We start from the raw sequence: 26,065 nt of genomic DNA on the forward strand, positions 1-26,065 counted from the left end.
CAATCGCAGCGCGAAAGTAAAGTAATGGATTACTGGACATCCTACCTCGCTGCAGAAAAAAATATCATATGGACAATATTGAAAACCTGAATCCGGAATCCGGGCAGCCTGCCTTACCGGATAATAATGAAAATCAGTTTGAGACAAGAATTGATATGATCGAACTTCGGGCAAGCCTGGAGAAAGTGAAACATGAAATTTCCAAAGTGATTGTCGGGCAGGAGAGTATGATTGAACACCTCCTTGCAGCATTGCTGTCTAACGGGCACGTACTTATTGAGGGCGTTCCTGGAGTAGCCAAAACCATCACGGCTAAATTGCTGGCCAAAACTATTGATGTGGGATTCAGCAGGATCCAGTTTACTCCGGACCTCATGCCTTCCGATATTCTGGGAACCTCGGTATTCAATGTTAAAACTTCTGAATTTGAATTCAAGCAGGGTCCTGTTTTTTCAAATTTTATCCTGATTGACGAGATCAACCGGTCTCCGGCAAAAACGCAGGCAGCACTGTTTGAGGTGATGGAAGAAAGACAGATTACAATGGACGGAACCCGTTATCCGATGGAAGAGCCTTTCCTGGTTGTAGCCACACAGAACCCTATTGAACATGAGGGAACCTACAGGCTTCCGGAAGCGCAGCTGGATCGTTTCCTGTTTAAAATTAATGTCAGTTACCCGGATCTTCAGCAGGAAATAGAGATCATCAGGAACCAGCACGAAAACAGGGCTGAAGACAAGACCGAAGCGGTAAACCGGGTTATTTCAGCCGGACAGCTGAAAAACTACCAGAAACTGGTGAAGGAAATCATTGTAGAGTCCCAGCTGATAGAATATATTGCTAAAATTACCGTCAACACGAGAGAAAATCAATTCCTGTATCTGGGAGCATCACCTAGAGCAAGTTTGGCATTGCTCACCGCGTCAAAAGCATTTGCTGCGCTAAGAGGAAGGGATTTTGTAACTCCGGAAGATATTAAAGAAGCCAGCTACGCTGTGCTGAGGCACAGAGTGATTGTATCGCCGGAAAGAGAAATGGAAGGGCTCACCGCTGATGAAATTATAAGGCAAATTCTAGAGGGAATTGAAATTCCAAGATAATACGAAAGCGAAGGGGGTATATAATTAAACTCCGGTTTATTCACCCTTCTTATCGTCTGTGTTTATAATCACTGTAGTATTTTTAACCTACTCTTGTAGCCTTCAACCTGACCTCTGAAAAATGAAAAACCTTTATATCAATACACGTTTTTTTTTCGCGCTCATCGGAGTGGGGATCCTGTATGTTTTTGCATTTTTCTTTCCGTTTTTAATGTGGGTGGCACATATACTTCTCTTGCTCTGCTTTTTTACGGCTATGGTAGAATACCTTCTGCTGTTTAATGCAAAAAATGGAATCTCAGCCCAAAGGATCCTTCCGGAAAAACTTTCCAATGGCGATGAGAATCCTGTGAAAGTGGACATCAGGAACAACTACGATTTTACACTTAATGTCAGGGTGATTGATGAAATCCCATTTCAGTTCCAGAAAAGGGATTTCCTGATTGAAAAGCAGATTGAGCCCGGCAGGAATACGTATTTCCAGTATATTCTTGAACCCAAGGAAAGAGGAGAATACAGCTTCGGAAACCTGAATATTTATGCTTCATCACCGGTAGGCTTTATTTCCAAACGGTTTACATTCCAGAAAGATGCTTTATTGCCTGCCTATCCTTCATTCATCCATCTCAGAAAATATGAACTGATGGCCCTGCAAAGCGAATTTTTGCTGGGCGGGATCAAAAGGATCAGGAAGCTGGGGCATACCATGGAATTCGAGCAGATTAAAGAGTATGTTCCCGGGGATGATATCAGGACCATCAACTGGAAAGCCACATCAAAAACCAATCGTTTAATGGTCAACCAGTTTCAGGATGAAAAATCGCAGCGTATCTTTATGCTGATTGATACCGGAAGAACCATGAAGATGCCGTTTAAAGGACTGAGCCTGCTGGATTATTCCATCAATGCAACTATGGCTCTTTCACACATCATCCTTAAAAAAGGAGACCGCGCGGGAATGATGACCTTTTCCAAGAAAACGGAAAACAAGATTGCAGCCGACAACAAATCCGGACAGCTGAGAAAAATTTCAGAAGCGCTGTACAATATTAAAACCGATTTCTTTGAAAGTGATTTCAGCCGTTTGTACCAGGATGTCAAATACACACTGAATCAGAGGAGCCTGATCCTGCTTTTCACCAATTTTGAAACACTTGATGGCCTGAACCGGCAGATGAAATACCTCAGGGGAATTGCCCGGAACCATCTATTGGTTGTGGTTTTTTTCAAGAACGCAGAACTGCAGACTTTGCTGAACGGCAATCCTGAAAACATGCAGGAAATATACGATGAAATCGTAGCTGAGAAATTTGAGTTTGAAAAAAAACTGATTATTCAGGAACTCCGTAAATACGGAATTTACACGGTGTATACCTTACCAGAAAACCTGAATGTTGATGTCATCAACAAATACCTTGAGATAAAAGCGAGAGGAATTCTCTAACTTTGCCTATATGATCAGGGCAAATCAATTTGCATCTGTATTACCTTAAAATCAAAACAATGAAAATAACGCTGAACAGAATTAATGATGAGTACTTATTCCAGTGTATCAATGCCCAGGGAAATTCCATCCTGCTGGATAATACTACGCAACCCGGAGCTAAGGGTGTATCTCCCATGGAAAGCATGCTGATGGCTGTGGCGGGCTGCAGCGGCATTGATGTGGTTTCTATTCTGAAGAAACAGAGACAGGAAATTACCGGCTTTTCTGCTGAAGTAGAAGGGGAAAGGGTTGTAGTAGACGATGCAAAACCTTTTAAGTCCATTATGGTTAAATTCATGCTGGAAGGTATCATTGATCCTAAAAAAGCGTTTAAAGCAGCGGAACTGTCATTTGAAAAGTACTGTTCAGTCTCCAAAACTCTGGAACCCAATGTAGAGATCAGTTATGAAGTATTCGTCAACGGAGAGAAAGTCTGATGGATTTTTCACCTGCACAACAGAACCCGGGCCATGCAATGGCCCGGGTTCTTTACTGTGTATTTTAACAGATATTATTTTTTGATCATTTTTGAGCTTTTTACAGAGCCGTCCTTCATGGTTAAAGTCAGGATGTAAACACCTGTTTTCAGATCTCCTAAATGTACTGTAGAAGCTGGTTTTTCTATGGTTCTCACTGTAATGCCGGAAAGATCAGTAATCGTTGCTGCTCTCACATCATTGGCTTTCTCAATGGTAACCGCATCCACAAATGGGTTAGGATAAGCAATAAGTTCTTTGGCAGAGGCCTTAACTTCACTGGTCGCTAATTGCAAAGGCTCAAGAGTTACGGTAATTTTAAAAGTATTGTTGTCTACTTTGTTGTGCGTAACAGTACAGCCTGAGCTTCCATAAGTTCTCCATGCTCTCAGTTCAAATGTTACATTACCGGTAAGGTTATTGGCCATTGTAAGTCCGGTCCTGTTATAAGAATAAGTTCCTGTAGAACCTCCTGATCCGGACGTAATAGACGCTTCCGTTGTATTGTTGGTTGTACATGCCAAAATACTTCTCTGTTCTTCCATGTATCCGTTAGATACGGTTGACATTTTATAAGAAACATCGGTAGATTTAATCTTATATCCTGAAGGAATGCTGATGGTCAGGGTTCCCGGACAGGTAGTAGTGGATGTAGTGGTAATCGATGCAGCGCTGGCAAATAACGTACTGATATCCCCTGCAGTATAAGTTGCGGATACTTGTCCGGGTGTAAACTGGGTCATTGTCCAGTAGCTCTGTGTAGACCCGCAGTTTGAGCGTACCCAGAAATAATACGTCTGTCCCGTAGTCAAACTGTTTAACGTAACTGAGGTAACTCCTGCTGCCGTACTTCCTGTAGGGGCGGTAGCAGCGGTAGGAGCGGTAGCTGAAGTACTCATATAATACTGATACCCTGAAGCAGGAGCGCTTGAAGGAGCAGTCCAGTTGATGGTAGCACCGCCGGTCGTCGTTGTGGAAGTTACGTTGGTAGGCGTTGGGCAGGAATTGTATACATCTGCCGAGAACGCAAAAATGTTAGGGATATTTCCTACAGTAGTACCAGAGGGCTGCGGGTTTACTTTCGTCACCTTAACACTCTGAATGGTCTTTGACTGGTTAGCCGCGCTTATCGCCAGAGGAATCTGATACAGCCTGGGATTGGATGTGTCAGCTTCTAAACCGTCTGTCGTCTTTTTAATCCTTCCGATACCCTGGATGGCAAAATTGCTGCCTCCGTACCAGTCTGAAATATCTATTCCTGAAAAAGTCTGTATCGTAGCGTCAGAAAAATTAACCACTACATCTACCTGACTATCACCGCTTCCGGATGTAGCCAGCATATAAAGGTTTACAGCTGCCTTAGGGGTTGTGAATGTTAAAGTACCGTTATCACCTATATTCAATAGTCTTAATGAGTTGTTTCCGCTGTAAGAAGCCAGTTGATAGTTCAATCCTGCCGGTGATGCGGCTGCGGAATTAATCAGCCCGTTAGTAGGAAGCCCGTAAGTAAGTGTTGCACTGGACGCTGTCAATTGAAAATCCTTGGAAACGAATGCATAATTTACACCATCTACATCACTGTTAGTAGAAGTAGCAGACGATCCTACGCCATTAGCAATTACATCAGCATTGAACCCGCTTAAGGGTACAGTCTGGTATTGTTGTGCCTGGGCAGAAGTGAAGGCAAGGCTTAAAAGAGCGATGCCCGCAATAGGGAATAGTTTTCCTTTCATAAAATATTTATTTTTTAAATTGTTATGCTAATGTAGGTATTTATTGAAAATAATTCAAAGTTATTTTATAATTAATATTAAAAATAAGCGGTAATGGCGTTGTGGTTATTGAGTGTAGATCGAAAGCTTCTTTTTATATAAATAAAAAACTGCCTTAAATTTTTAAGACAGTCTTGATATTGATAATAATTTTTTAAACAGATTAAATGGAAAGCTTCGGTTTCATAAGTTTGGCCACAGTAGCTGTCCAGCCTGTCTGATGGGAAGCACCTACACCGCGGCCGTTGTCACCATGGAAATATTCAAAGAACATAATATAGTCTTTGAAATGTTCATCATAATTGAACTTCGTATTGCCTCCGTTAAAAGGGCGCTGTCCGTTACCATCTTTCAGGAATATTGAACACAGCCTGTTGCTGATGTCCTGCGCTACTTCATCCAGGTCTTTCTGGTCGCCGCTTCCGGTAGGGAGTTCCACTTTCAGGCTGCTGCCGTAATAATAATGGAAACGCTGCAGGCTTTCTACAATAAGGAAATTAATCGGGAACCAGATCGGGCCCCTCCAGTTACTATTGCCACCGAACATGCGGCTGTCACTTTCAGCAGGGGTATAATGCACCACATTTTCCGTCCCGTGTACCGAAAATATAAAAGGTTTTTCTTCATAGATTTTAGACATGGCCCGGATTCCATAGGTGCTCAGGAATTCCTTTTCATCCAGCATGCGGTTCAGTACTTTCGTGAGCCTGTTCTTCCGTAAAATGCTCATCAGATGCTTTCTTCCCTGGCCTTCCTCATCCCAGTGAGAAACAAGCTTCGTCAGTTCAGGCTTGTTTTTAAGGACCCAATCCATCCTTTCGCGGAAGTTAGGCATGTTTTCGAGTAATTTATGTTCGATGATTTCTACTGCAAACAAAGGAATAAGCCCTACGATGCTTCGGAGTTTAAGGGAGACACCCTCTCCGTTTCCAAGCTGCAGCACATCATAGAAAAAGCCGTCTTCTTCATTCCAGAGCCCTTTAGTTCCGTCACCTAAGTTTTCCATAGCTTCAGCGATATAAAGATAATGCTCGAAAAACTTGATGGCCATATCTTCATACACCTTGTAATATTGGGCAAGCTCCATGGCAATACGCATCATATTCAGGGCATACATGGCCATCCAGCTTGTTCCGTCAGCCTGCTCTAAGTGTTGTCCGTCTTTAAGGATCATATTACGGTCGAAAGCCCCGATGTTATCCAGCCCCAGGAATCCGCCGCCGAAAATGTTTTTTCCGTTTTTATCTTTCCGGTTCACCCACCAGGTGAAATTGAGAAGAAGTTTCTGGAAGACTTTTTCAAGGAACAGCAGGTCAGGTTTTCCGTTTTGCTTTTCATCAATTTTAAAAACCCTGAAGCAGGACCATGCGTGAACGGGAGGATTTACATCACTCAGATTCCATTCATAGGCAGGAAGCTGCCCGTTGGGATGCATATACCATTCTTTGGTAAGGAGAAGGAGCTGACCTTTGGCAAATTCAGCATCAATCAGGGCATAGGGCACACAGTGAAAGGCAAGGTCCCAGGTCGCATACCAGGGATATTCCCATTTATCAGGCATGGAAATAATGTCCTTGTTGTGGAGGTGGTTCCATTCTGTATTTCTCACGTAATTGGTAAAATCCCTTGGCGCATCATAATTAGGATCTCCTTTAAGCCATTTACCGACATTATAATGATAAAACTGCTTGTTCCAGAGCAGCCCGGCAAAAGCCTGCCGCTGTACATTGCGTTCATCTTCATCGGCTGTATCATGCTGGATCTCCTGGTAGAATTCGTCTGCTTCAGCCATTCGGGCAGCAAACACTTCGTCAAAATCCCTGAATGGATCGTCCAGCTCTTCAGGAGACAGCCTGAAATCAAATGTTCTGGATCCTCCGGCACTGATGGTCTCATGCACCAGGAAAGAAGCTTTTGAACCTCTTTTTTCCGGATTTACCGTGGGAGTTTTATGAATGATATAATTATTGATACCGTCTTTATAATACGCTTTTTCAGAAGCCGGAACGTCCTGTAGTTTAGGGGTATTGGTTTCATTTTCACAGAAAACACTTTCTGCATTGATGTTTTTGGAATAGATTTTTTTAATGTCTATACTGTCATGGTGAACGTCAATGCATCCCTCATGAGAAGCGGTCAGCTGGCCTTTGTAATCATTGTATCCCCACTTCCAGTTATTCCTGAACCATGCGGTAGGAATGACTATAATGGGAGCATCACGGTCGCTTCTGTTGCATACCGTAACCCGTACCAGGATATCATGATGGTCTGCTTTACAGTATTCGATGAAGATGTCAAAATATTCGTCCTGGTCAAAAACTCCCGTGTCAAAAATTTCGTATTCCGGCTGCTTTTTATTTCTCCTGGCATTTTCTGTGAGGATATCGTCGTATGGGAATTCATTAATGGGGTATTTGTACACCATTTTCATATAACTGTGCGTAGGCGTATTATCCAGGTAATAGAATATTTCCTTGATATCCTCGCCATGATTTCCCTGAGGATTGCTCAAACCGAAAAACCGTTCTTTGACCATCTTATCTTTCTTGTTCCAGAAAGAAAGGGCAAAACTTAAAAGCTGCTTGGTATCCGAAATACCGGCAATGCCTTCTTCGCCCCAGCGGTACGCATAACTTTCGGCATTATTGTGGTTGGCAAAATGCCATGCATTTCCGTTAGGACTATAATCTTCCCTTACATTACCCCATTGTCGGTTGCTTACATAAGGTCCCCAGTTTTTCCATTTGCTATCTTCTAATCTTTGTTTTTCAGCAATCATATGATCATTTTACATTACGAAGTTAGTTTTTTTGAAAAATAATTCCAATTGTTTCTATCTGAATAAATAGTTAACATTCCGTTAAGATTGCTTATAATAAAGCTTTTTTTGTGAAGAAAAAATATTTTTTTGAAAGTATGGAATAAAAACCTATCTTTGCACTACGTTCATTTAAATATTGAAAATGTTATCAAGAAAGGCTGAGGGACTAGACCCTGTGATGCCTTAGCAACCCTTTGCGCAAGCAAAGAAGGTGCTACGTTCTACCAAAATGATTTTGGACAGATAACTTACTGAAGTTCTTTCAGCCATTTCCTGTGGCATTTTCAATGATATTAAACTTTAATAGAATTGAAATCGGAACTACCACATATTAACCTTACGTATCAGACCTGTTCCCAAAAGGAATATACTATTCCGTTAAGCTATCAGCTTTTCGGAAAAGGCTTGTTTTCAGCACCTGTCATTTTAGTCAACCATGCCCTTACCGGCAATTCAAACGTTTCAGGTAACAGCGGATGGTGGAAACAGCTGATCGGTGAAAATAAGATGATTGATACCAATACCTGTACTGTACTCTGTTTCAACATTCCCGGGAACGGATATGATGGTTTTGAAGTGGAAAATTATGAAGACTTTACTCCATCAGATATAGCACGGATCTTCCTGCACGGTCTTGATGCCCTGAACATTGACCGCCTGCATGCCATTATCGGAGGCTCGCTGGGAGGAGGGATCGGCTGGGAAATGCTGGTGCTCAAGCCTCAGCTTACAGATATCTTCATACCTATTGCCTGCGATTACAGGACGCACGACTGGCTCCACGCACAATGCCTGGTGCAGAAATTCTTATTAAGCCAGGATGACCAGCCTCTACAGAAGGCACGAATCCATGCTATGCTGTGTTACAGGACACCCGAATCGTTAAATGACAGATTCAGGAACCGTTTTAATGAGGAGAAAGAACGTTTAGAATCCGAAGATTGGCTGCTTTACCATGGGAGTGCCCTTAACGAAAGGTTTAGTTTACCAGCGTATAAACTCATGAACCATCTCCTGATGAATCTCAATGCTGATGACGCCGGAATCAGGGAAATTACAGCAGAAATCCATTTGATTGCTGTGGATACCGATTTGTTTTTTCCTGCATCAGAAATACGAATGTGCTTTGAAAAACTTAAGGACCATAATCAAAAAGTCTGTTACCATGAGATACGGTCCATTCACGGACATGATGCCTTCCTGATGGAATACCAACAATTACAAACGATCATTAAAAATATTTTGGAGCGATGAAGAATTATAATGCCAACGAAATAAAATTTCTTAAAAACAGGTCTATCATTAAATTTGAAGGAGAAGATTTTCTGGGGGAAATCGGGATAGACGGACGCATCTTTAAAGCGCTGACCCTGGCGCGCATCAGTGTAGGGGTCATTTCGCAGCAGGCTATTGAGAACGGCCTGTCCATTCTGGTTCACGAAAATGATTCTGAAAAAGCAGTCAATTGTCTGATTGATGAATTTGAACCCGAAAGGAAATCCGGAAAAGTTTCTCAGATTTACAGCATCAATAATGTGTCTGTACTCGGTTTTGTAACGGAGGATTTTAATAAAGTACTGTCCGAACTGGCCAGGAATAACGTATTTCCCCTACTGCTCAACCAGAATGCAGCGGAGAAGAGGGTGAATATTGTCGTGACTTCTTCACAGGATGAAAAGGCAAAGAATATTATTGAATCCGAAATTTCAAAAAAACCGAAAACAGTCCATCTGGCCATTATTGGCCATGGAAATGTGGGAAAGACCCTGATACAGCAGGTACTTGAATCATCAGAGGAGATCAGAAGGCGAAAAAAGATCGATCTGAAAGTGGTGGCCGTAGCCAATTCAAGAAAAATAGCCTTCAATAAAAAAGGATTCGGGCATGACTGGAATGATGAGGTGCTTACTGCCCGGCATCCCTCTGATATTAAAGAGCTGATCAGTTTCTCTAAAGAAAATCAGCTCGAAAACCTTATCGTTGTAGATAACACCGCCAGCAAAGAATTTGTAAAGCATTATCATGTACTGGCGGAAAATGGCTTCGACCTGGTTTCGTCCAATAAGATTTTCAATACTCTGCCGATCGAAGAGTACAGGAAGCTGAGGTACACCCTGAATAAAAATAACAGGCGCTACCTGTACGAAACCAATGTAGGTGCAGGTCTGCCGCTCATCGATACCATTAAGCTGCTTCACCTTTCAGGAGAGAACATCACCAGGATCAAAGGTGTTTTTTCGGGAACGCTGAGCTATGTCTTCAATAATTTTTCTTTGCGCAATGATCCGTTTTCTACCATCATCAGTGAAGCATTGGAGAAAGGATATACAGAACCGGATCCCAGAGAAGACCTTTCCGGGAATGATGTAGCCAGAAAACTGCTGATCCTGGCAAGAGAATTAGACCTCATCAACGAATTTAATGACATTAAGATCCAGAATCTCGTTCCTGATGCCCTACTTTCGGTTTCAAAAGAAGAATTCCTCTCCAGGCTGGCAGAGCTGGATGACCAATACCGGAAAATTAAAGAAAATCAGGAGGAAGGCTATGTACTGAGGTATGTAGGGGACCTTCACGGCGACCTTCAGAAAGACAAGGGAGAGCTGGATGTACAATTGATTTCAGTACCGGCTACTTCCGCCTTAGGACAGCTGAAAGGATCGGATTCCATTTTTGAAATCTATACAGAGAGCTACGGAGAAAATCCTATTGTCATCATGGGTGCCGGTGCCGGTGCACAGGTTACGGCAAGAGGGGTATTCGGAGATATCTTGAGAGTAAGTGAAACGAAATAAATAATAATAATGTAACAATATAGCAGTGTAGCAGTTTACCAATGATTTTGAATGTCATGCTCAGCTTCTTAGCATTTCATTGTTCCATTAATAAACTGTTCCATTGGTAAATTAAAAAATATATTATGGAAAATTTTGAAACCTTTGCCATAAGAACCCAAACGGAAAGGACCCAGTTTGATGAACATTCAACGCCGCTTTTTTTAACGTCAAGCTTTGTGTTTGAAGATGCGGAAGATATGCGGGCCAGTTTTGCAGAAGAAAAGCCTAAGAACCTCTACAGCCGGTTTTCAAACCCGAATGTTTCGGAATTTACCGGGAAGATCGCTAAAATGGAAGGCGCAGAAGCCGGCTATGCTTTTGCGACAGGAATGGCTGCTATTTATTCAACCTTTGCCGCTTTGCTGAATGCGGGCGACCATATCGTAAGCTGCCAGTCGGTATTTGGTTCCACCCACACCCTGTTCACCAAGTATTTTCCAAAGTGGAATATTGAAACTACGTATTTCAAAGCAGATGATGCACAGAACGTAGAACAGTATATTCAGCCCAATACCAAAGTGCTGTATCTTGAAACCCCTACCAATCCTGCTATTGAAGTGCTGGACCTGGAGTTTTTCGGGCAGATTGCCAAAAAGCATCATCTGATTTTTATCGTGGATAACTGTTTTGCTACCCCTTACCTCCAACAGCCGGTAAAATACGGAGCAGATATCGTAGTGCATTCCGCTACCAAGCTGATTGACGGCCAGGGCCGGGTGTTAGGCGGTGTAGCCGTTGGCAGGGAAGACCTGATCCGTGAAATTTATCTATTTGCAAGAAACACGGGTCCCGCAATGTCTCCTTTTAATGCATGGGTACTGTCCAAAAGCCTGGAAACTCTGGCCATCCGTGTTGAAAAACATTGCGAAAATGCTTTAAAAGTGGCCGAATTCCTGGAAGGCCATCCGAATGTTGAACTGGTAAAATATCCGTTCCTGCCATCCCATCCGGGCTATGAAACGGCAAAAAAGCAGATGAAGCTGGGAGGGAATATTGTTGCCTTTGAAATCAAAGGCGGCATCGAAGGCGGAAGGAACTTTTTAAATAAGATCAAAATGTGCTCGCTTTCCGCCAATCTAGGGGACACCAGAACCATTGTAACCCATCCGGCGTCTACAACGCATTCAAAATTAACGGAGGAAGAAAGAAATGAAGTCGGAATTACAGCGGGTTTAGTGCGGTGCTCTGTGGGGCTGGAACACGTGGATGACATTATTGATGATCTGAAACAGGCGTTGGATTTATTCATCAATAGGAACGGGCTTTAGCCCGTTTTAAAATCAACAAATCAAAATGGCTTTAGCCTAAACATATAATGAAAAACTCACAACAACTATACAAAGCGTTATCCGAAAGAATTTTAATTCTCGACGGTGCGATGGGAACGATGCTGCAGCGGTATAAATTTGAGGAAGAAGATTACCGGGGCGAGCGGTTCAGGGACTGGGAACATCCGGTAAAGGGCAATAATGACCTCCTTTCACTTACCCAGCCGCATGCTATAGAAGAGGTTCATAAAAAATACCTGGAAGCCGGTGCCGATATCATTGAGACCAATACATTTTCCGGGACCACGATTGCTATGGCGGATTACCATATGGAAGATCTGGTGTATGAGCTGAATTATGAATCAGCTAAAATAGCCAGGAAAGCCTGTGATGAATATACAGCCCGAAATCCTGAAAAGCCGAGATTCGTGGCAGGATCCATCGGTCCTACCAACAGGACGGCAAGCTTGAGCCCGGATGTCAATGATCCCGGATACCGGGCCATTACTTTTGAAGAACTCAGGGTTGCCTACAAACAACAATGTGAAGCGCTGCTGGACGGCGGGTCAGATATCCTGCTGGTTGAAACCATTTTCGATACTCTGAATGCCAAGGCTGCACTTTTTGCGATTGATGAAATTCAGGACGAAAGGAGCCTGCGTATTCCGATCATGGTTTCCGGAACGATTACCGATGCATCAGGAAGGACATTGAGCGGACAGACAGCAGAAGCATTCCTGATCTCTGTCTCCCACCTTAACCTCTTAAGTGTAGGCTTTAACTGCGCTTTGGGAGCCAACCAGCTTACCCCGTATCTCGAAACCCTGGCCCATAATTCAGAATTTTATGTTTCAGCATACCCGAATGCAGGTTTGCCGAATGCTTTCGGGCAGTACGATGAATCGCCCGAATTCATGGCAGAGCAGATCCGGGAATATGTGGAGAAAGGACTGATCAATATCATCGGCGGCTGTTGTGGTACCACACCCGACCACATTCATGCCATCGCTGAAATGGTAAAGGCATATGCCCCGAGAAAAATAGGCCGTTTTGTATGATTTTTGTTGGATGGAGTTAGCAATCAAACTATTAATAACCGCTAATTACATCAAACAATATTATGGAAAAGCCTATTTACTTAAAAGATTCAGAGGATGCAAAATTGTTTAGTGAATTAAGAACAAGAGTGAACAAAAGAGTAGAATCCATTCCCGGAAACAGGGACCTGTATATTCAGTTTAAAGCCATAATCCTGCCTTTGGTTTATTTTGGGCTGTATGCATTAGCGCTGTTGAATGCGGAAAGGCCATGGGTGTATATCCTGAGCTTTGTCCTGATGGGAATTTCTTTGGTATTGATTTACCTGAATCTTATTCATGAAGCGGCACATAATAATATTTTTAAAAGCAAAAAGCTGAATTCAGCAGTATTGCAGATCTTTGATTTTGTGGGAGCCAATTCGTACATCTGGAAAAAGCGGCATATTTCCAGCCATCATGCCTACCCGAACGTAGACGGTTGGGATACGGATATTGAGCAGAGCGGGTTGCTTTTAATTGTCCCATGGATTAAGGCAAAAGGAATTCAGAAATATCAGCATAGGTTCTTCTTCCTGGTATATCCGCTATACCTGTTCAACTGGATGTTCATCAGGGATTTCAGGGATTTTTTCGATAATGAAAGGGTTATACTGAAGACTCAGGGATCCATTCCGGTAAAGGAAAAAGTGAAAATGATTGCCTGTAAGCTGTTTTACTTTTTCTATCAGATCGCAGTTCCGGTCCTGTTCTTTAAGGTATCCATAGGCCTGGCTTTGGGAGCATGGTTTTTACAGGTAATTGCAGCAAGTATTTTTGCTTTGTTTGTATTACTGCCGCTTCATCCGCTGCCGGATAATGCCTTTCCGAAGCTGGATGAAAAGAACGGGCTGCCATTCAGCTGGCTGAGGCATCAGCTGGAAGTGACCAATGACCTGTCCAATAACAACTGGTTCATCAGGAATGTTCTGGGCAACTTCAACTTCCATGTGGCCCACCATCTGTTCCCGAATTACAGTTATATGTACTATAACGAAATCACGGAAGAAATAGAAGCTTTTTCAAAACAGCACGGTCTGGCTTACAAAAGATTTCCGATTACCACTGCACTGAGCAAGCATGTAGACTTGCTGAAGCAGAATGCGAATAACGCATATTATATTTTAGAAGAATAATATATTAATGAAATATTTAAGATTATCAGGGCTTGAGCCTTTGATTATTACACCGGAAAGTAATTTTATCAACGTTGGCGAAAGAACCAATGTTGCCGGTTCAAAAAAATTCTTACGATTAATAAAAGAAGAAAAATTTGCTGAAGCGCTGGATATTGCCAGACATCAGGTAGAAGGAGGGGCACAGATCCTGGATGTCAATTTTGATGACGGGCTCATCGATGGCAAAGCCTCCATGGTGAGATTTTTAAATTTAATAGCTTCCGAACCGGATATTGCCCGGATCCCGATTATGGTTGATTCGTCAAAATGGGAAATCCTGGAAGCGGGTCTGCAGGTGGCACAGGGAAAATGTGTGGTCAATTCCATCAGCCTGAAAGGAGGTGAGGAGGAATTTATCAAACAGGCAAAAGCCATCAAAAGATACGGAGCGGCAGTTATTGTTATGGCATTTGATGAAGCAGGCCAGGCCGACACCTATGAACGCAGGATAGAAATTTCAAAACGATCCTATGATCTCCTTGTCAACCAGTTGAATTTTCCGGCAGAGGATATTATTTTCGATCTGAATATCTTCCCGGTGGCTACCGGAATGGATGAGCACCGCAGAAATGCCATCGATTTTATTGAAGCCACAAGATGGGTACGCCAAAATCTTCCGTATGCATCGGTAAGCGGAGGTGTCAGCAATGTATCCTTTTCATTCCGCGGAAATGATACCGTGAGAGAAGCCATGCACTCCGTATTCCTGTACCATGCTATTCAGGCAGGAATGAATATGGGAATTGTAAATCCAGCGATGCTGGAAGTCTATGATGAGATCAATAAAGAACTTCTTGAGCTGGTAGAAGATGTGATTCTGGATAAACGTGAGGATGCTACTGAGCGCTTACTGGATTATTCGGAAAAACATAAATCAGTAAAGAAGGAAAAAGCCGAAGATTTAGAATGGCGGAATTATCCTCTGCAGGAAAGAATTACCCATGCACTGGTAAAAGGAATCGACCGCTTTATAGAAGAGGATGTAGAAGAAGCAAGGCAACAGGCGGCAAAGCCTTTACATGTGATCGAAATAAATCTGATGACAGGAATGGGCGTTGTGGGAGACCTTTTCGGAAGCGGGAAAATGTTTTTGCCCCAGGTAGTGAAATCCGCGCGGGTAATGAAAAAAGCGGTTGCCTATTTACAGCCTTATATTGAAGCGGAAAAAGACGGGACGAAGCCGGCTAACGGAAAAATCCTGATGGCAACAGTAAAGGGGGATGTTCACGACATCGGAAAAAATATTGTGAGCGTAGTATTAGGTTGCAACAATTATGAGATTGTAGATCTTGGGGTGATGGTTCCGGCAGAAAAAATTATCCAGGCCGCTATTGAACATCAGGTGGACGTGATCGGGTTAAGTGGCCTGATTACGCCAAGCCTTGATGAAATGGTTTATATTGCCTCTGAGCTGGAGCGCCAGAATCTTAATTTCCCATTACTGATCGGTGGGGCTACCACTTCAAAGGCACATACTGCCGTAAAAATAGACCTGAAATATAAAAATGCTGTCGTACACGTAAACGATGCTTCCCGGGCCGTGAATGTAGTAAGCTCATTACTGGGGGACAGGAACAAGGAATATGTAGCAGATTTAAAAAATGACTACTCGGATTTCCGGGAGAAATTCCTGAACCGTCAGGTAGATAAAGACTATGTTTCCATTGAAGAAGCCAGGGAAAATAAATTTAAGATCGATTGGGAGCATGAGGAGATTTTTACTCCGAATCAATTGGGAATTCAGGTTTTTGAAAATCAGGATTTACGTGAGTTGCTGCCTTTTATAGACTGGTCACCCTTCTTCAGAAGCTGGGACCTGCATGGAAAATACCCGGCGATTTTGGAAGATGAGGTAGTAGGAACTCAGGCTACAGAACTCTTTAAAGATGCACAGGTGATCCTGAAAAGGATTCTGGATGAAAAACTGCTCACCGCAAAAGCCATTTTCGGAATCTTTAAAGCCAATGCCAATGAAACGGATGATATCCTGATTTTTGATGAAAACCGGAAAGGACAGGCTAAATTCTTAACCTTGAGGCAGCAGGCCCAGCGTTCCAAAGGCAAGGATTACCTGGCACTGAGTGATTTTATCGCGCCGCAGAGCACCGGGAAAACTGATTATGTAGGAGCCTTTTGTGTGACTACAGGCTTCGGGACCGACGAATTGGCAGGAGAATATGAAAAAGCCAACGACGATTACAATGCCATTATGGTAAAAGCTCTGGCCGACCGTTTTGCAGAAGCGTACGCAGAATTTCTACATAAAAAAGTCAGGACCGAATACTGGGGCTACGCCAATCAGGAAACCCTAAGCAATGAAGAACTGATCGCCGAAAAATATAAAGGGATACGCCCCGCACCGGGGTACCCTGCCTGCCCTGACCATTTGGAAAAAAATACCATCTGGGACCTTTTAAAAGTGGAAGAGCAGATCGGAGTATACCTGACAGAAAGCCTGGCGATGTTCCCCACCGCTTCCGTTTCAGGATATTATTTCGGAAGCCCGCATGCTAAATATTTCGGTTTAGGGAAAATTACTGAAGACCAGCTCAGGGATTATGCGAAACGCAGAGGATGCAGCCTGCAGGAAGCCAGGAAATGGCTGTCACCTAATCTGGCAGATTAAGCCCGTAAAAATTAAACAAATGATATTATACAATTCTAAAACAGATTGTTACCTCACATTATAACTATAATTAAAAGTTGCAGCATGTTGCTCGCCATTTAAAATGAAGATCACAGACCACATAAAAAATGCAAACGGAAACACACTGTTCTCCCTTGAAGTTGTTCCGCCACAAAAGGGAATCGGGATTGAGGACCTGTACCGGAATATCGACCCGCTCATGGAATTCAAGCCTCCTTTTATTGATGTCACCACTTCCCGTGAAGAATACATTTACCTCGACAAAGGGAATGGCCTGATGGAGCGCAGGATCACCAGGATGCGTCCCGGAACCTTAGGGATCTGTGCAGCCATCCAGCATAAATATAATGTTGATACCGTTCCTCATCTGCTGTGTGGAGGATTTACCAAAGAAGAAACAGAATACCTCCTGGTAGACTGTATGTACCTGGGAATTGATAATGTTATGGCTTTACGCGGCGATGCCATGAAGGGACATCAGTATTTTGAACCTACCAAAGGAGGGCATTCCAGCGCGATGGATCTGGTACATCAGATCAATGATCTCGGAAGAGGAAAATTCCTGCATGACGATGAAGCCTGTGACGAGCATAATAAATTCTGCATCGGGGTAGCCGGGTATCCTGAAAAGCATATGGAAGCCCCTTCAATGAATTACGACCTTAAATGGCTGAAGCAGAAAGTGGATGCGGGAGCCGATTATATTGTTACCCAGATGTTTTTCGACAATAAAAAATTCATCGAATTCGTCAATAAAGCCAGGGAAATGGGGATTACTGTTCCGATTATTCCGGGAATAAAACCGATTGCTACCAAAAAACACCTGAAAGTTCTGCCACAGGTATTTAAAATAGACCTGCCGGAAGAACTGATTACCGAAGTGGAAAATGCAAAGAACAATGAAGCCGTAAAGCAAATCGGGATCGAATGGGCAATAAGCCAGTGCAGGGAACTGCTGAACTATGGTGTTCCCGTACTGCATTTCTATTCAATGGGGAAAAGCGACAACATTAAAAATGTGGCCGCAGAATTGTTTTAATAGTAAGTGGATCAAATAAAAAGGCTCCGGATCAGATGATCCGGAGCCTTGTATTTTTATAGCGGCAGTTCAGGGGATTTGTAATCATTCTGGTGCCTGATCAGCGTGTCAAAGACACTCTTGGTGGTCGGCTTGGAAGGATCTGTATTGAAAATAAACATTCCGCTTTCTATGTTGAAGAAATATTTTTGCTGGCCGTCCGAGATTGAAAACCACTTGAGAAGGCCATTCACCAGATTAACGTCCTCCCAGATAATTGACGATTGGTCCATGGGAAAAGTGTAGGGATTCTGATGCAGGGTATCTACGAATTTGATATCCCGCCCGTCCAGATACAGCACTCCGCTTCCCTGAAATGCCTTAATCTTGAAAAACTGGTTTTGGGTATTGCCCATATTATAGCGTACCAGGGCATAATGTTCCGGAGGACCTAATTCAGCCAGCAGGGCCTGCTGTTTTTTCTTCCTGCTTCTGGCTGCCAGAAAGGCAATAAGCAGGACCAAACCGGGAATACAAAGGATAAAAAACAGTAAAAAAATCAATAAGAGTATCAGTTCCATAATATATTTTTTAATTGAGTTCAGGATGACGTTCAAATTCTTTTTCCCTATCGAATAAATACCGGTAGGTAGCCAGTTTTCTTGTGACAGTGGTATCCAGGTTTTCAGCGATCCTGATCATTTTAGGGTTGAAATCACCGATCCACTGCAGCTCCGTAACCTTAAAGTCGGTATGCTTTCTCAGATGTTGTGTTCCTTCCCAGATCATATAGCCCTCAATTCCTTTTTTCTGCCACTCAGGCACTACACCAAAAACCAGGCCTACCATCTTTTCGTTTTTCCTGAATTTTTTCACCCACATGAATTTCAGCTTCTCCCATAGGCCGAATTTGCCGTTGAGGTATTTAAACCACTGGTTAAGGTCTGGGATATTCATCCACATGGCAATGGGCTTTTCGCCTTCATAGACAAACCACGAAATATGCTCGTTGATGATGGGCTTCATGGTCTTAAACATCTTCAGGACCTTAGCTTCTTCCAGCTGTTTCCCTTCACCGTGGGCTGCCCAGGCTTTATTGTAAACTTCCGTGAAATCCCTGGCAAATTTTTCGAGGTTGTTCTTTTTCATGGGCAGGGCAGAGATGGCAGGATTTCTCTTATGCTTGGCATGCATGAGGGTGAAAACCCTGGAAACTTCTCCGAAAACCGGCCTTGAAAAACAGAGCTGCTCAAAATAGATTTTGAATCCGTAATTCTCAAACAGCGTTTTGTAGTAGGGCTGGTTGTAGTTCATTCCGTATAAAGGTTCTATAAAACCTTCTGTAAGCAGGCCCCAGAACTTATCCCTTTCGCCAAAGTTAATCGGGCCGTCCATGGCTTCCATACCATGCTCTTGCAGCCAGTTCCTGCAATAATCGAAAATAAAATCGGCGGTCTGCTGGTCATTGATACAGTCGAAGAAGCCTATTCCTCCCGTAGGCTGCTTCTGCTGATACTGCTGGTTGATGAAAACGGCCGTCTTGCCTACCGTTTCGTGCTTTTTATTTTTGAAGAGGAAACGGGCACATAAACCGTCTTTGAAAAATTTATTCTTTTCCGGGTTAAAAATATCTTCAATGTCTCTGTCCAGAGGACGGATATAATTGCTGTCATTTTGATAAAGCCTGGCCGGAAATTCCAGGAATTCCCTCTTTTGGTTTTCATTTTGTACCTCTTCAACAATAATCATGATTTTTTTATACGAGTGAACTTCTAAGATAATATTTTTTTTAGTTTAAATCGAAATATGCGAACAGATATTATCCGTATTTTTGTCGGAAATATTTAAAAATGGTTGATTTTACGGATAACGATGATGATATTTTCACAGGAAAAGAACATACGCCCATAAGACAGGATGCTTTTGACAAATCACCAGACGAGAAGATTGAAAAAATTACCCATCTGTTCGGAGAGATCATGGAAACATTAGGGCTGGATATGACCGATGATTCCCTGAAAGATTCCCCGCGGCGCGTCGCTAAAATGTATGTGAATGAGATTTTCGGTGGCCTCCTTCCGGAAAACAAACCGGGAATTTCCACTTTTTCCAATAAATACAAATACCGCCAGATGCTGGTGGAAAAAGATATTACCGTATATTCATTCTGCGAACACCACTTTTTACCCATTATAGGAAGGGCCCATGTGGCTTATATTTCCAACGGGGAAGTAATCGGACTTTCAAAAATTAACAGGATTGTGGATTACTATGCCAAGAGGCCGCAGGTTCAGGAACGGCTTACCATGCAGATCGTAGATGCTTTAAAAGAAGCCCTGGGAACAAAAGATGTGGCCTGTATCATAGATGCTAAACATCTTTGCGTAAATTGCAGGGGAATTAAAGATACGGCAAGCTCTACCATAACGGCAGAACTGAGTGGGATTTTCAGAACCAACCCGATTACCCGCCAGGAATTCCTGCATTATGTAGGAAGCCATGCGAAATTAGATTAACAGATACAGATGATAAAATTTAAAAAAGTTTCAGACAAAATTTTTGTAGCTACCATTATTTGTTGTAGCTGAAATTATTTTGACTCATCTTTAAATTTTTAAATCATAAATCGTTCAATTTTACCACATGCAACTAAAAATATACAACTCGCTTTCAGGCGAAAAAGAAATATTCAAGCCCATCTTGGAAGGAAACGTAGGAATGTATGTCTGCGGACCCACCGTGTACAGCAATGTGCATTTAGGAAACGTAAGGACTTTCCTTTCCTTCGATTTTATTTACAGGAGCCTGCAACACCTTGGCTACAAAGTCAGGTATGTAAGGAATATCACTGATGCAGGCCACCTGACCGATGATGGCGATGTCAACAACGACAGGTTTGTAAAACAAACCCGCCTGGAAAAACTGGAGCCTATGGAAATCGTACAGAAATATACCGTAGATTTTCATAAGGTTTTAGAAATGTTCAACCTTCTGCCGCCCAATATCGAGCCGACAGCTACAGGCCACATCGTAGAACAGATCGAACTGACCCAAAAGCTGATTGAAAGAGGCTTTGCCTATGAAAGCAACGGTTCTGTCTACTTCGATGTATTGGAATATAACAGGAGAGGCCTGAACTATGGAGAACTGTCAAAAAGAAATATTGAAGAACTCTTCGCTAATACCCGCGACCTGGACGGCCAGGGAGAAAAGAAAAACCCGCAGGATTTTGCCCTCTGGAAAAAAGCGTCCCCGGCTCACATCATGCGATGGAATTCTCCCTGGGGAGAAGGTTTCCCCGGATGGCACCTGGAATGTACTGCGATGAGTACCAAATACCTTGGAGAGACTTTTGATATCCACGGAGGGGGCATGGACCTTAAATTTCCGCATCACGAATGTGAAATCGCGCAGGGAAAGGCGTGCAATGATGCTGCTCCGGTAAATTACTGGATGCATGCCAATATGTTGACCATGAACAGCCAGAGGATGAGCAAATCCACCGGGAATTATATCCTGCCGATGCAGCTGGTTACCGGAGAAAATGATTTCTTTGAAAAACCATTCCACCCGTCGATCGTAAGGTTCTGCTTCCTGCAGGCCCACTACAGAAGTGTGCTGGATATCTCCAATGATGCCATGACGGCCAGTGAAAAAGGATTCATCAGGCTGATGGAATCCCTTAAAATCATTAACGGGGAGCATATAAAAGAAAAAACAGGTAATCAGGGTACTTCAGGATTTAACTATTCAGAATGGAAAGGAAAGGCATATGATGCGCTGACAGATGATTTCAACTCACCGGTGCTTATTGCCCACCTTTTTGAAGCGGTAAAATTTATTTTTGCCCTCAACGATGGTAAAGAAACCATTTCAACTGAAGAACTGGAAGACCTGAAAGCTACATTGAATGCCTTTGTATTCGAGGTATTGGGACTTCAGAATATCGAAGAAAACAATAATGAAAAGCTGGATCAGACCTTAAAAGTACTGATAGAGCTCAGGAACCAGGCGAGGAAAGCAAAAAACTTCGAACTTTCCGATCAGATCAGGGATAAGCTCCTTGCCGAAGGCATTGAACTGAAAGACGGACGAGAAGGGACATCGTATGTCCTGAATTAAGAATATCACTACTCATTATATTGTCCCGCAGATTATGTCTGCGGGATTTTTATTTGGAATATCCGGAATGAAGCAAAGTCTTCTTATAGTCTAACCAAAGCCTACGAATGATGCATCATACCATTTTCATCTATTTTTTAATGATTCAATCTTAAAAATGAGTAACTTAGGCATGCTAAATAACTTACGAATCTAAATTCAATACTATGAAGAAACATTTATTCCCTGTTTTTCTGCTGTTCATGAGTACCAGTGCCTTTGCACAGCAGGATTTTTTTGCACTTGCCGGAAAAGAGACCCCTTCCATTACCTTTAGTGACTTCCGTGCCTTAGATGCTGCAAGCGGTACTTCCGGAGAAAGGATTTTTACTTCAGAGACAACATCAAAAGTATTTTCCCAATCGAGGAGCAGCACTGTTGCGGAAGATAAAAATGCATACGGCAACGCCCAGGCTACTACAATGGCTGCGCTGGCTTATGATGCAGGCAGTAACAGCCTTGTGTACATGCCTATGTTTTCGTCCAATATCTATATCCTCAATCCTAAAACCAAAGAAATTACCCTGGTGGAAAATGAAGTGGCAAGGGTAACTGCCTGCGACATCAATTCCCATATCACCAGAATGACTGCCGGTTACGATGGCCATATCTATGCAATGAACAATGCCGGAACCCAGTTTCTTAAAATCAGCAGACAGGGAAGCCGGTATGCCGTAACAGACCTGGGAATTGTTAAAGATGATTCCGGGAATGGCAAAAATTCGTTTACCACGATCGAGACAGGGTTCGGAGGGGATATGATTGCCGATGCAGACGGGAATTTCTATGTTTTTTCCACTTCCGGAAATGTATTCAGGATAATTACCGGTGAAATGAAAGCAAAGTTCATGGGGAAAATCAGCGGATTGCCTGAAAATTATTCCGTAAACGGAGCTGCGGTCAACTCAAAAGGAAAAGTAGTCATTGCCAGTGCAAAAGGTGCCGGATTGTATGAGGTAGACCTTGACAACCTTCAGGCGAAGCAGCTTCCGGGGGAGCAGAACCTTCATATTTATGATCTGGCCAGTAAGTATTTTGCTCATGACAGGGCTTCTTATGTTCAGTCGCCATCCTTTAATGCTGATATTTACCCTACCAGGGTAGATGAACATTTCATTAATGTCAGCATCAGTGATAAAGCGGTAAAAGGAAATATTACGGTCAGTATTTATGATCTTTCAGGTAAAAATCTGTTTAAGCAGAACCTCTCCGTTAAAGATGGCCTGCTGAATGAAAAAGTATCCCTGAAAAACCTGGTCAGCGGATCTTATTTGGTGAACATCACAGATTCAAGCGGGAAAGCAATCCTGAACAGGAAAATTCTGGTTACCGATTAAAGATTTGACATGCATTGCTATTCTCTGCTATAGCAGTATTTAAACAGTCAACACAATATGTTACAGCCTTTTCAGCATTCTGGAAAGGCTTTTTAATGATTATTTGATATTCAATAAATTTTATTTTTCAGGATTATACCGTATTTTTATAAAAAAATGTAAATGAAACTATATTTTAATGTAGGTTACAATACAAAAATAGGAGAAAACCTGCAGTTGGTTATTCATGAACAGGATGCAGCACCTCAGCACCATACCATGTATTACGGGGAAAACGGTTCCTGGAAATGCGAGGTGGACTACTTTTCAAAATCCATTACCTACCATTACCGCGTCATGCATGAAAACGGTAGCATGCTAAGAGAAGAGTTTGTTCCCCACACGCTTGCTTTTTCTCATAATTACAAAGAGTTCGTTATTTTCGATGAATGGAACAATAAGAATTTTCCCGAAAATTACCTCAATAATAAAATCCTTTACCATAAGCTTAACCAATTCCGTCCTGAAAAGGTTTCCGTATTAAAGAAGCATACCCATCTTTTCCGCATAGAAGCGCCGCTGTATCATCCGGATTGGGAAATTGTCCTCTTCGGCAGCACGCCGTCTTTGGGAAGCTGGAATCCTGAAAAGGCAATTCATTTGTTACAAACGGATTACGGAATTTGGGAAGCGGCTGTTGAGATTCCGGAAGACGAACCGATCCAGTTCAAATACGGTATCTACGACAGGAAAACCCAGCAAATGGTGGATATGGAATCCGGAGGCAACCGGTATACAGTTCAGAACAGGATGAAGGATACGCTGTATATTGTTGCGAACCACTACTACAAGTTTAAGCTTTCCCAGATGTACCACGATGCAGGCGTTGCCGTTCCTGTATTTGCCTTACGAACTGAAAACGGATTCGGGGTCGGAGAGTTTTCCGATATTAAGGAATTGGGGGACTGGGCACAGGAAACCAATCTGGGCATCATCCAGATCCTGCCGATCAATGATACGACGGCCAATTATTCCTGGACTGACTCTTATCCGTATGCTGCCGTTTCCGTATATGCTTTACATCCGCAGTACATTTCATTGAAAAACCTGGATTTTCCGTTACCGGAAGAACTGATGGCTGAATACGAATCTGAAAAGGAAGCCCTGAACGATTTGCCGCTGATCGATTATGAAAAAATGATTGCCGGGAAATGGAAATTCCTGAAAGCGGTTTTCAGTACTCATAAAGATAAAATCTATAAAGACCGCAACTTCAAAAAATTCCTGAAAGATAATGAAAGCTGGCTGAACCCTTATGCTGCTTTCTGTGTGCTCAGGGATAGATACCATACCCCGAACTTCAACGACTGGAAGACCCATAAAAAATATATTGCCGGAAAAATTGCCCAGTTTTTTACTGCGAAAAGCAAAGATTATGATGCCGTAATGCTCCATGCATGGGTGCAGTACCAATTGCACAATCAGCTTAAGGATGCCGTTGAATACATTCATAACCTCGGGATTTCCATAAAAGGCGACCTGCCGATCGGGATTTACCGGTATTCTGTGGAAGCATGGACCGAACCTGAGCTGTTCGGAATGGATTTCCAGGCCGGTGCACCGCCGGATCAGTTTACGGAACTGGGCCAGAACTGGGAGTTTCCTACCTACAACTGGGAAGCTATGAAAGCCGATGATTATACCTGGTGGAAAAACAGGTTCAAAGCACTGGAACAGTATTTTGATGCCATGAGGATCGATCATATCCTCGGTTTTTTCAGGATCTGGAGGATGCCGGTCTCTGCTACCCAGGGAATTTTAGGGTATTTTTATCCTGCTGTTCCCGTAACGGAAGAAGAATTCAGGTCAAGGCATATTCCGTTTTCTGATGACCGTTACTGTAAGCCATTCATTAATGATCAGATCCTCTGGAATTATTTTGGGGAAAACAGCGGCAAAGTATTGGATTTTGTGGACCGCAATGATGATGGTACTTACACTCTGAAAGAAGAATTCGATACCCAGCGGAAATTAACGGACTTCTTCAGGAGTAATCCGAACACTGCCATTGAAGAACCTATGATTTCGCTGTGTGCCAACGTCCTGTTTTTAACAGAAGACCGCGAAGGAGAAACGGTGTACCATCCAAGGTTTAATGTATACCTTACCGATTCATACCATTATTTATCCGACTGGGAGAAAAAAGCCATATATGACTTATATCAGGATTATTTCTTCAAAAGGCAGGATGGGCTTTGGGCTGAGAAAGCCATGGAAAAACTTCCGGTCATCCTTAACAGCACTAAAATGCTGATCTGTGGTGAAGATTTAGGCCTGGTTCCGGAATGTGTACCTGCCGTAATGGATGAACTGGCGATCGTAGCCCTGAAAGTTCAGCGCATGCCTTCGGACAATATACCATTCTATAATCCTAAAAATGCAGGATACCTGAATGTAGTGACTGCCTCTTCCCATGACAGCTCAACTTTAAGGCAGTGGTGGAAAGAAAACCCGGATCTTACACAGCAGTATTTCAATCAGCAGCTGATGCAGTCCGGAAAAGCTCCTGATGAACTGAGTCCGGAACTGGGCGAAATGATTATGAAGCAGCACCTGTATACGGATGCCATGTTGGCGGTATTCCCGATTCAGGAATTTTTGGCTACGGATCCGGAGCTGGTCAATCCGGATATGGACCAGGAAAGGATCAATAATCCTGCTGTATTTCCGCATTACTGGAGGTACAGGATGCACCTTAATATTGAGGAGCTGAAAAATAAACCCGCATTCAATCAAAAAATAGCCTCTTGGGTCAAAGACAGCGGAAGAATGTAAAATTAACATTTGATTATCAATCCGTTAATAAATAATTCAAAGAAGTTTTATCGTAAGATTTAACTTCTTTTTTG

At 42.8% G+C, this 26,065-nt stretch carries 18 protein-coding genes and 1 riboswitch; of the genes, 14 read left to right on the plus strand and 4 right to left on the minus strand.

The window, feature by feature from the left end; translation table 11 throughout:
- The first annotated feature begins 68 nt into the window (after positions 1-68).
- From CGB83_RS14980 to CGB83_RS14990, 3 genes are all read left to right on the plus strand, one after another.
- Positions 69-1,100: an AAA family ATPase gene (locus CGB83_RS14980; protein ID WP_100076530.1), complete on the plus strand. Its 1,032-nt coding sequence runs from the start codon at positions 69-71 to the stop codon at positions 1,098-1,100.
- Between the two features lie 121 nt (positions 1,101-1,221).
- Positions 1,222-2,544 carry a DUF58 domain-containing protein gene (locus CGB83_RS14985; protein WP_100076531.1) on the plus strand — a complete coding sequence of 441 codons (1,323 nt, stop codon included), beginning with the start codon at positions 1,222-1,224 and terminating at the stop codon, positions 2,542-2,544.
- A gap of 59 nt (positions 2,545-2,603) precedes the next feature.
- Positions 2,604-3,023, plus strand: a complete 420-nt coding sequence (locus CGB83_RS14990; RefSeq protein WP_100076532.1) for an OsmC family protein — start codon at positions 2,604-2,606, stop codon at positions 3,021-3,023.
- Between the two features lie 74 nt (positions 3,024-3,097).
- On the opposite strand, the gene CGB83_RS14995 is transcribed toward CGB83_RS14990, so the two are convergent.
- Positions 3,098-4,795, minus strand: a complete 1,698-nt coding sequence (locus tag CGB83_RS14995; protein ID WP_100076533.1) for a T9SS type A sorting domain-containing protein — start codon at positions 4,793-4,795, stop codon at positions 3,098-3,100.
- Positions 4,796-4,997: 202 nt separating this feature from the next.
- On the minus strand, positions 4,998-7,613 hold the full coding sequence (locus CGB83_RS15000; protein ID WP_100076534.1) for an MGH1-like glycoside hydrolase domain-containing protein: 2,616 nt from the start codon (positions 7,611-7,613) through the stop codon (positions 4,998-5,000).
- A gap of 184 nt (positions 7,614-7,797) precedes the next feature.
- A riboswitch (SAM riboswitch) is annotated at positions 7,798-7,905 on the plus strand.
- Positions 7,906-7,964: 59 nt separating this feature from the next.
- Between CGB83_RS15000 and CGB83_RS15005 the strand changes: the two genes are divergently transcribed.
- From CGB83_RS15005 to metF, 7 genes are all read left to right on the plus strand, one after another.
- The gene (locus CGB83_RS15005; protein ID WP_100076535.1) at positions 7,965-8,909 is read left to right on the plus strand and encodes an alpha/beta fold hydrolase; all 945 of its coding nucleotides are present in this window, start codon (positions 7,965-7,967) and stop codon (positions 8,907-8,909) included.
- On the plus strand, positions 8,906-10,450 hold the full coding sequence (locus CGB83_RS15010) for an ACT domain-containing protein (RefSeq protein WP_100076536.1): 1,545 nt from the start codon (positions 8,906-8,908) through the stop codon (positions 10,448-10,450). Before CGB83_RS15005 ends, CGB83_RS15010 begins: the two co-directional genes overlap by 4 nt.
- A gap of 125 nt (positions 10,451-10,575) precedes the next feature.
- Positions 10,576-11,760 (plus strand): O-succinylhomoserine sulfhydrylase, encoded by a 1,185-nt coding sequence (locus CGB83_RS15015; protein ID WP_100076537.1) that lies wholly within the window; start codon positions 10,576-10,578, stop codon positions 11,758-11,760.
- Between the two features lie 47 nt (positions 11,761-11,807).
- A complete protein-coding gene (locus CGB83_RS15020) occupies positions 11,808-12,818 on the plus strand; it encodes a homocysteine S-methyltransferase family protein (protein WP_100076538.1) in 1,011 nt (336 codons plus the stop codon).
- A gap of 62 nt (positions 12,819-12,880) precedes the next feature.
- The gene (locus tag CGB83_RS15025; RefSeq protein ID WP_100076539.1) at positions 12,881-13,972 is read left to right on the plus strand and encodes a fatty acid desaturase family protein; all 1,092 of its coding nucleotides are present in this window, start codon (positions 12,881-12,883) and stop codon (positions 13,970-13,972) included.
- A gap of 7 nt (positions 13,973-13,979) precedes the next feature.
- Complete coding sequence (metH, locus tag CGB83_RS15030; RefSeq protein WP_100076540.1) at positions 13,980-16,640, plus strand: methionine synthase; 2,661 nt, start codon at positions 13,980-13,982, stop codon at positions 16,638-16,640.
- A gap of 103 nt (positions 16,641-16,743) precedes the next feature.
- Entirely contained in the window at positions 16,744-17,700 is a 957-nt protein-coding gene (gene metF / locus CGB83_RS15035) for a methylenetetrahydrofolate reductase [NAD(P)H] (RefSeq protein ID WP_100076541.1), read from the plus strand.
- 56 nt (positions 17,701-17,756) lie between these two features.
- On the opposite strand, the gene CGB83_RS15040 is transcribed toward metF, so the two are convergent.
- Positions 17,757-18,260: a hypothetical protein gene (locus CGB83_RS15040; RefSeq protein ID WP_100076542.1), complete on the minus strand. Its 504-nt coding sequence runs from the start codon at positions 18,258-18,260 to the stop codon at positions 17,757-17,759.
- A gap of 10 nt (positions 18,261-18,270) precedes the next feature.
- Complete coding sequence (locus tag CGB83_RS15045) at positions 18,271-19,428, minus strand: hypothetical protein (RefSeq protein ID WP_100076543.1); 1,158 nt, start codon at positions 19,426-19,428, stop codon at positions 18,271-18,273.
- A 101-nt stretch (positions 19,429-19,529) separates the two neighbouring features.
- On the opposite strand from CGB83_RS15045, the gene folE reads away from it, so the two are divergent.
- The 4 genes from folE to CGB83_RS15065 all read left to right on the plus strand — a co-directional run bounded on the left by folE (position 19,530) and on the right by CGB83_RS15065 (position 25,991).
- The gene (gene folE, locus CGB83_RS15050; RefSeq protein WP_100076544.1) at positions 19,530-20,195 is read left to right on the plus strand and encodes a GTP cyclohydrolase I FolE; all 666 of its coding nucleotides are present in this window, start codon (positions 19,530-19,532) and stop codon (positions 20,193-20,195) included.
- A gap of 127 nt (positions 20,196-20,322) precedes the next feature.
- Positions 20,323-21,801 carry a cysteine--tRNA ligase gene (gene cysS, locus CGB83_RS15055; protein ID WP_100076545.1) on the plus strand — a complete coding sequence of 493 codons (1,479 nt, stop codon included), beginning with the start codon at positions 20,323-20,325 and terminating at the stop codon, positions 21,799-21,801.
- 206 nt (positions 21,802-22,007) lie between these two features.
- A complete protein-coding gene (locus tag CGB83_RS15060) occupies positions 22,008-23,177 on the plus strand; it encodes a T9SS type A sorting domain-containing protein (RefSeq protein ID WP_100076546.1) in 1,170 nt (389 codons plus the stop codon).
- Positions 23,178-23,339: 162 nt separating this feature from the next.
- Positions 23,340-25,991 (plus strand): 4-alpha-glucanotransferase, encoded by a 2,652-nt coding sequence (locus tag CGB83_RS15065; protein WP_100076547.1) that lies wholly within the window; start codon positions 23,340-23,342, stop codon positions 25,989-25,991.
- Positions 25,992-26,065 lie beyond the last annotated feature (74 nt).

Source organism: Chryseobacterium camelliae, assembly GCF_002770595.1.
In the GTDB taxonomy this organism is placed as follows: domain Bacteria; phylum Bacteroidota; class Bacteroidia; order Flavobacteriales; family Weeksellaceae; genus Chryseobacterium; species Chryseobacterium camelliae.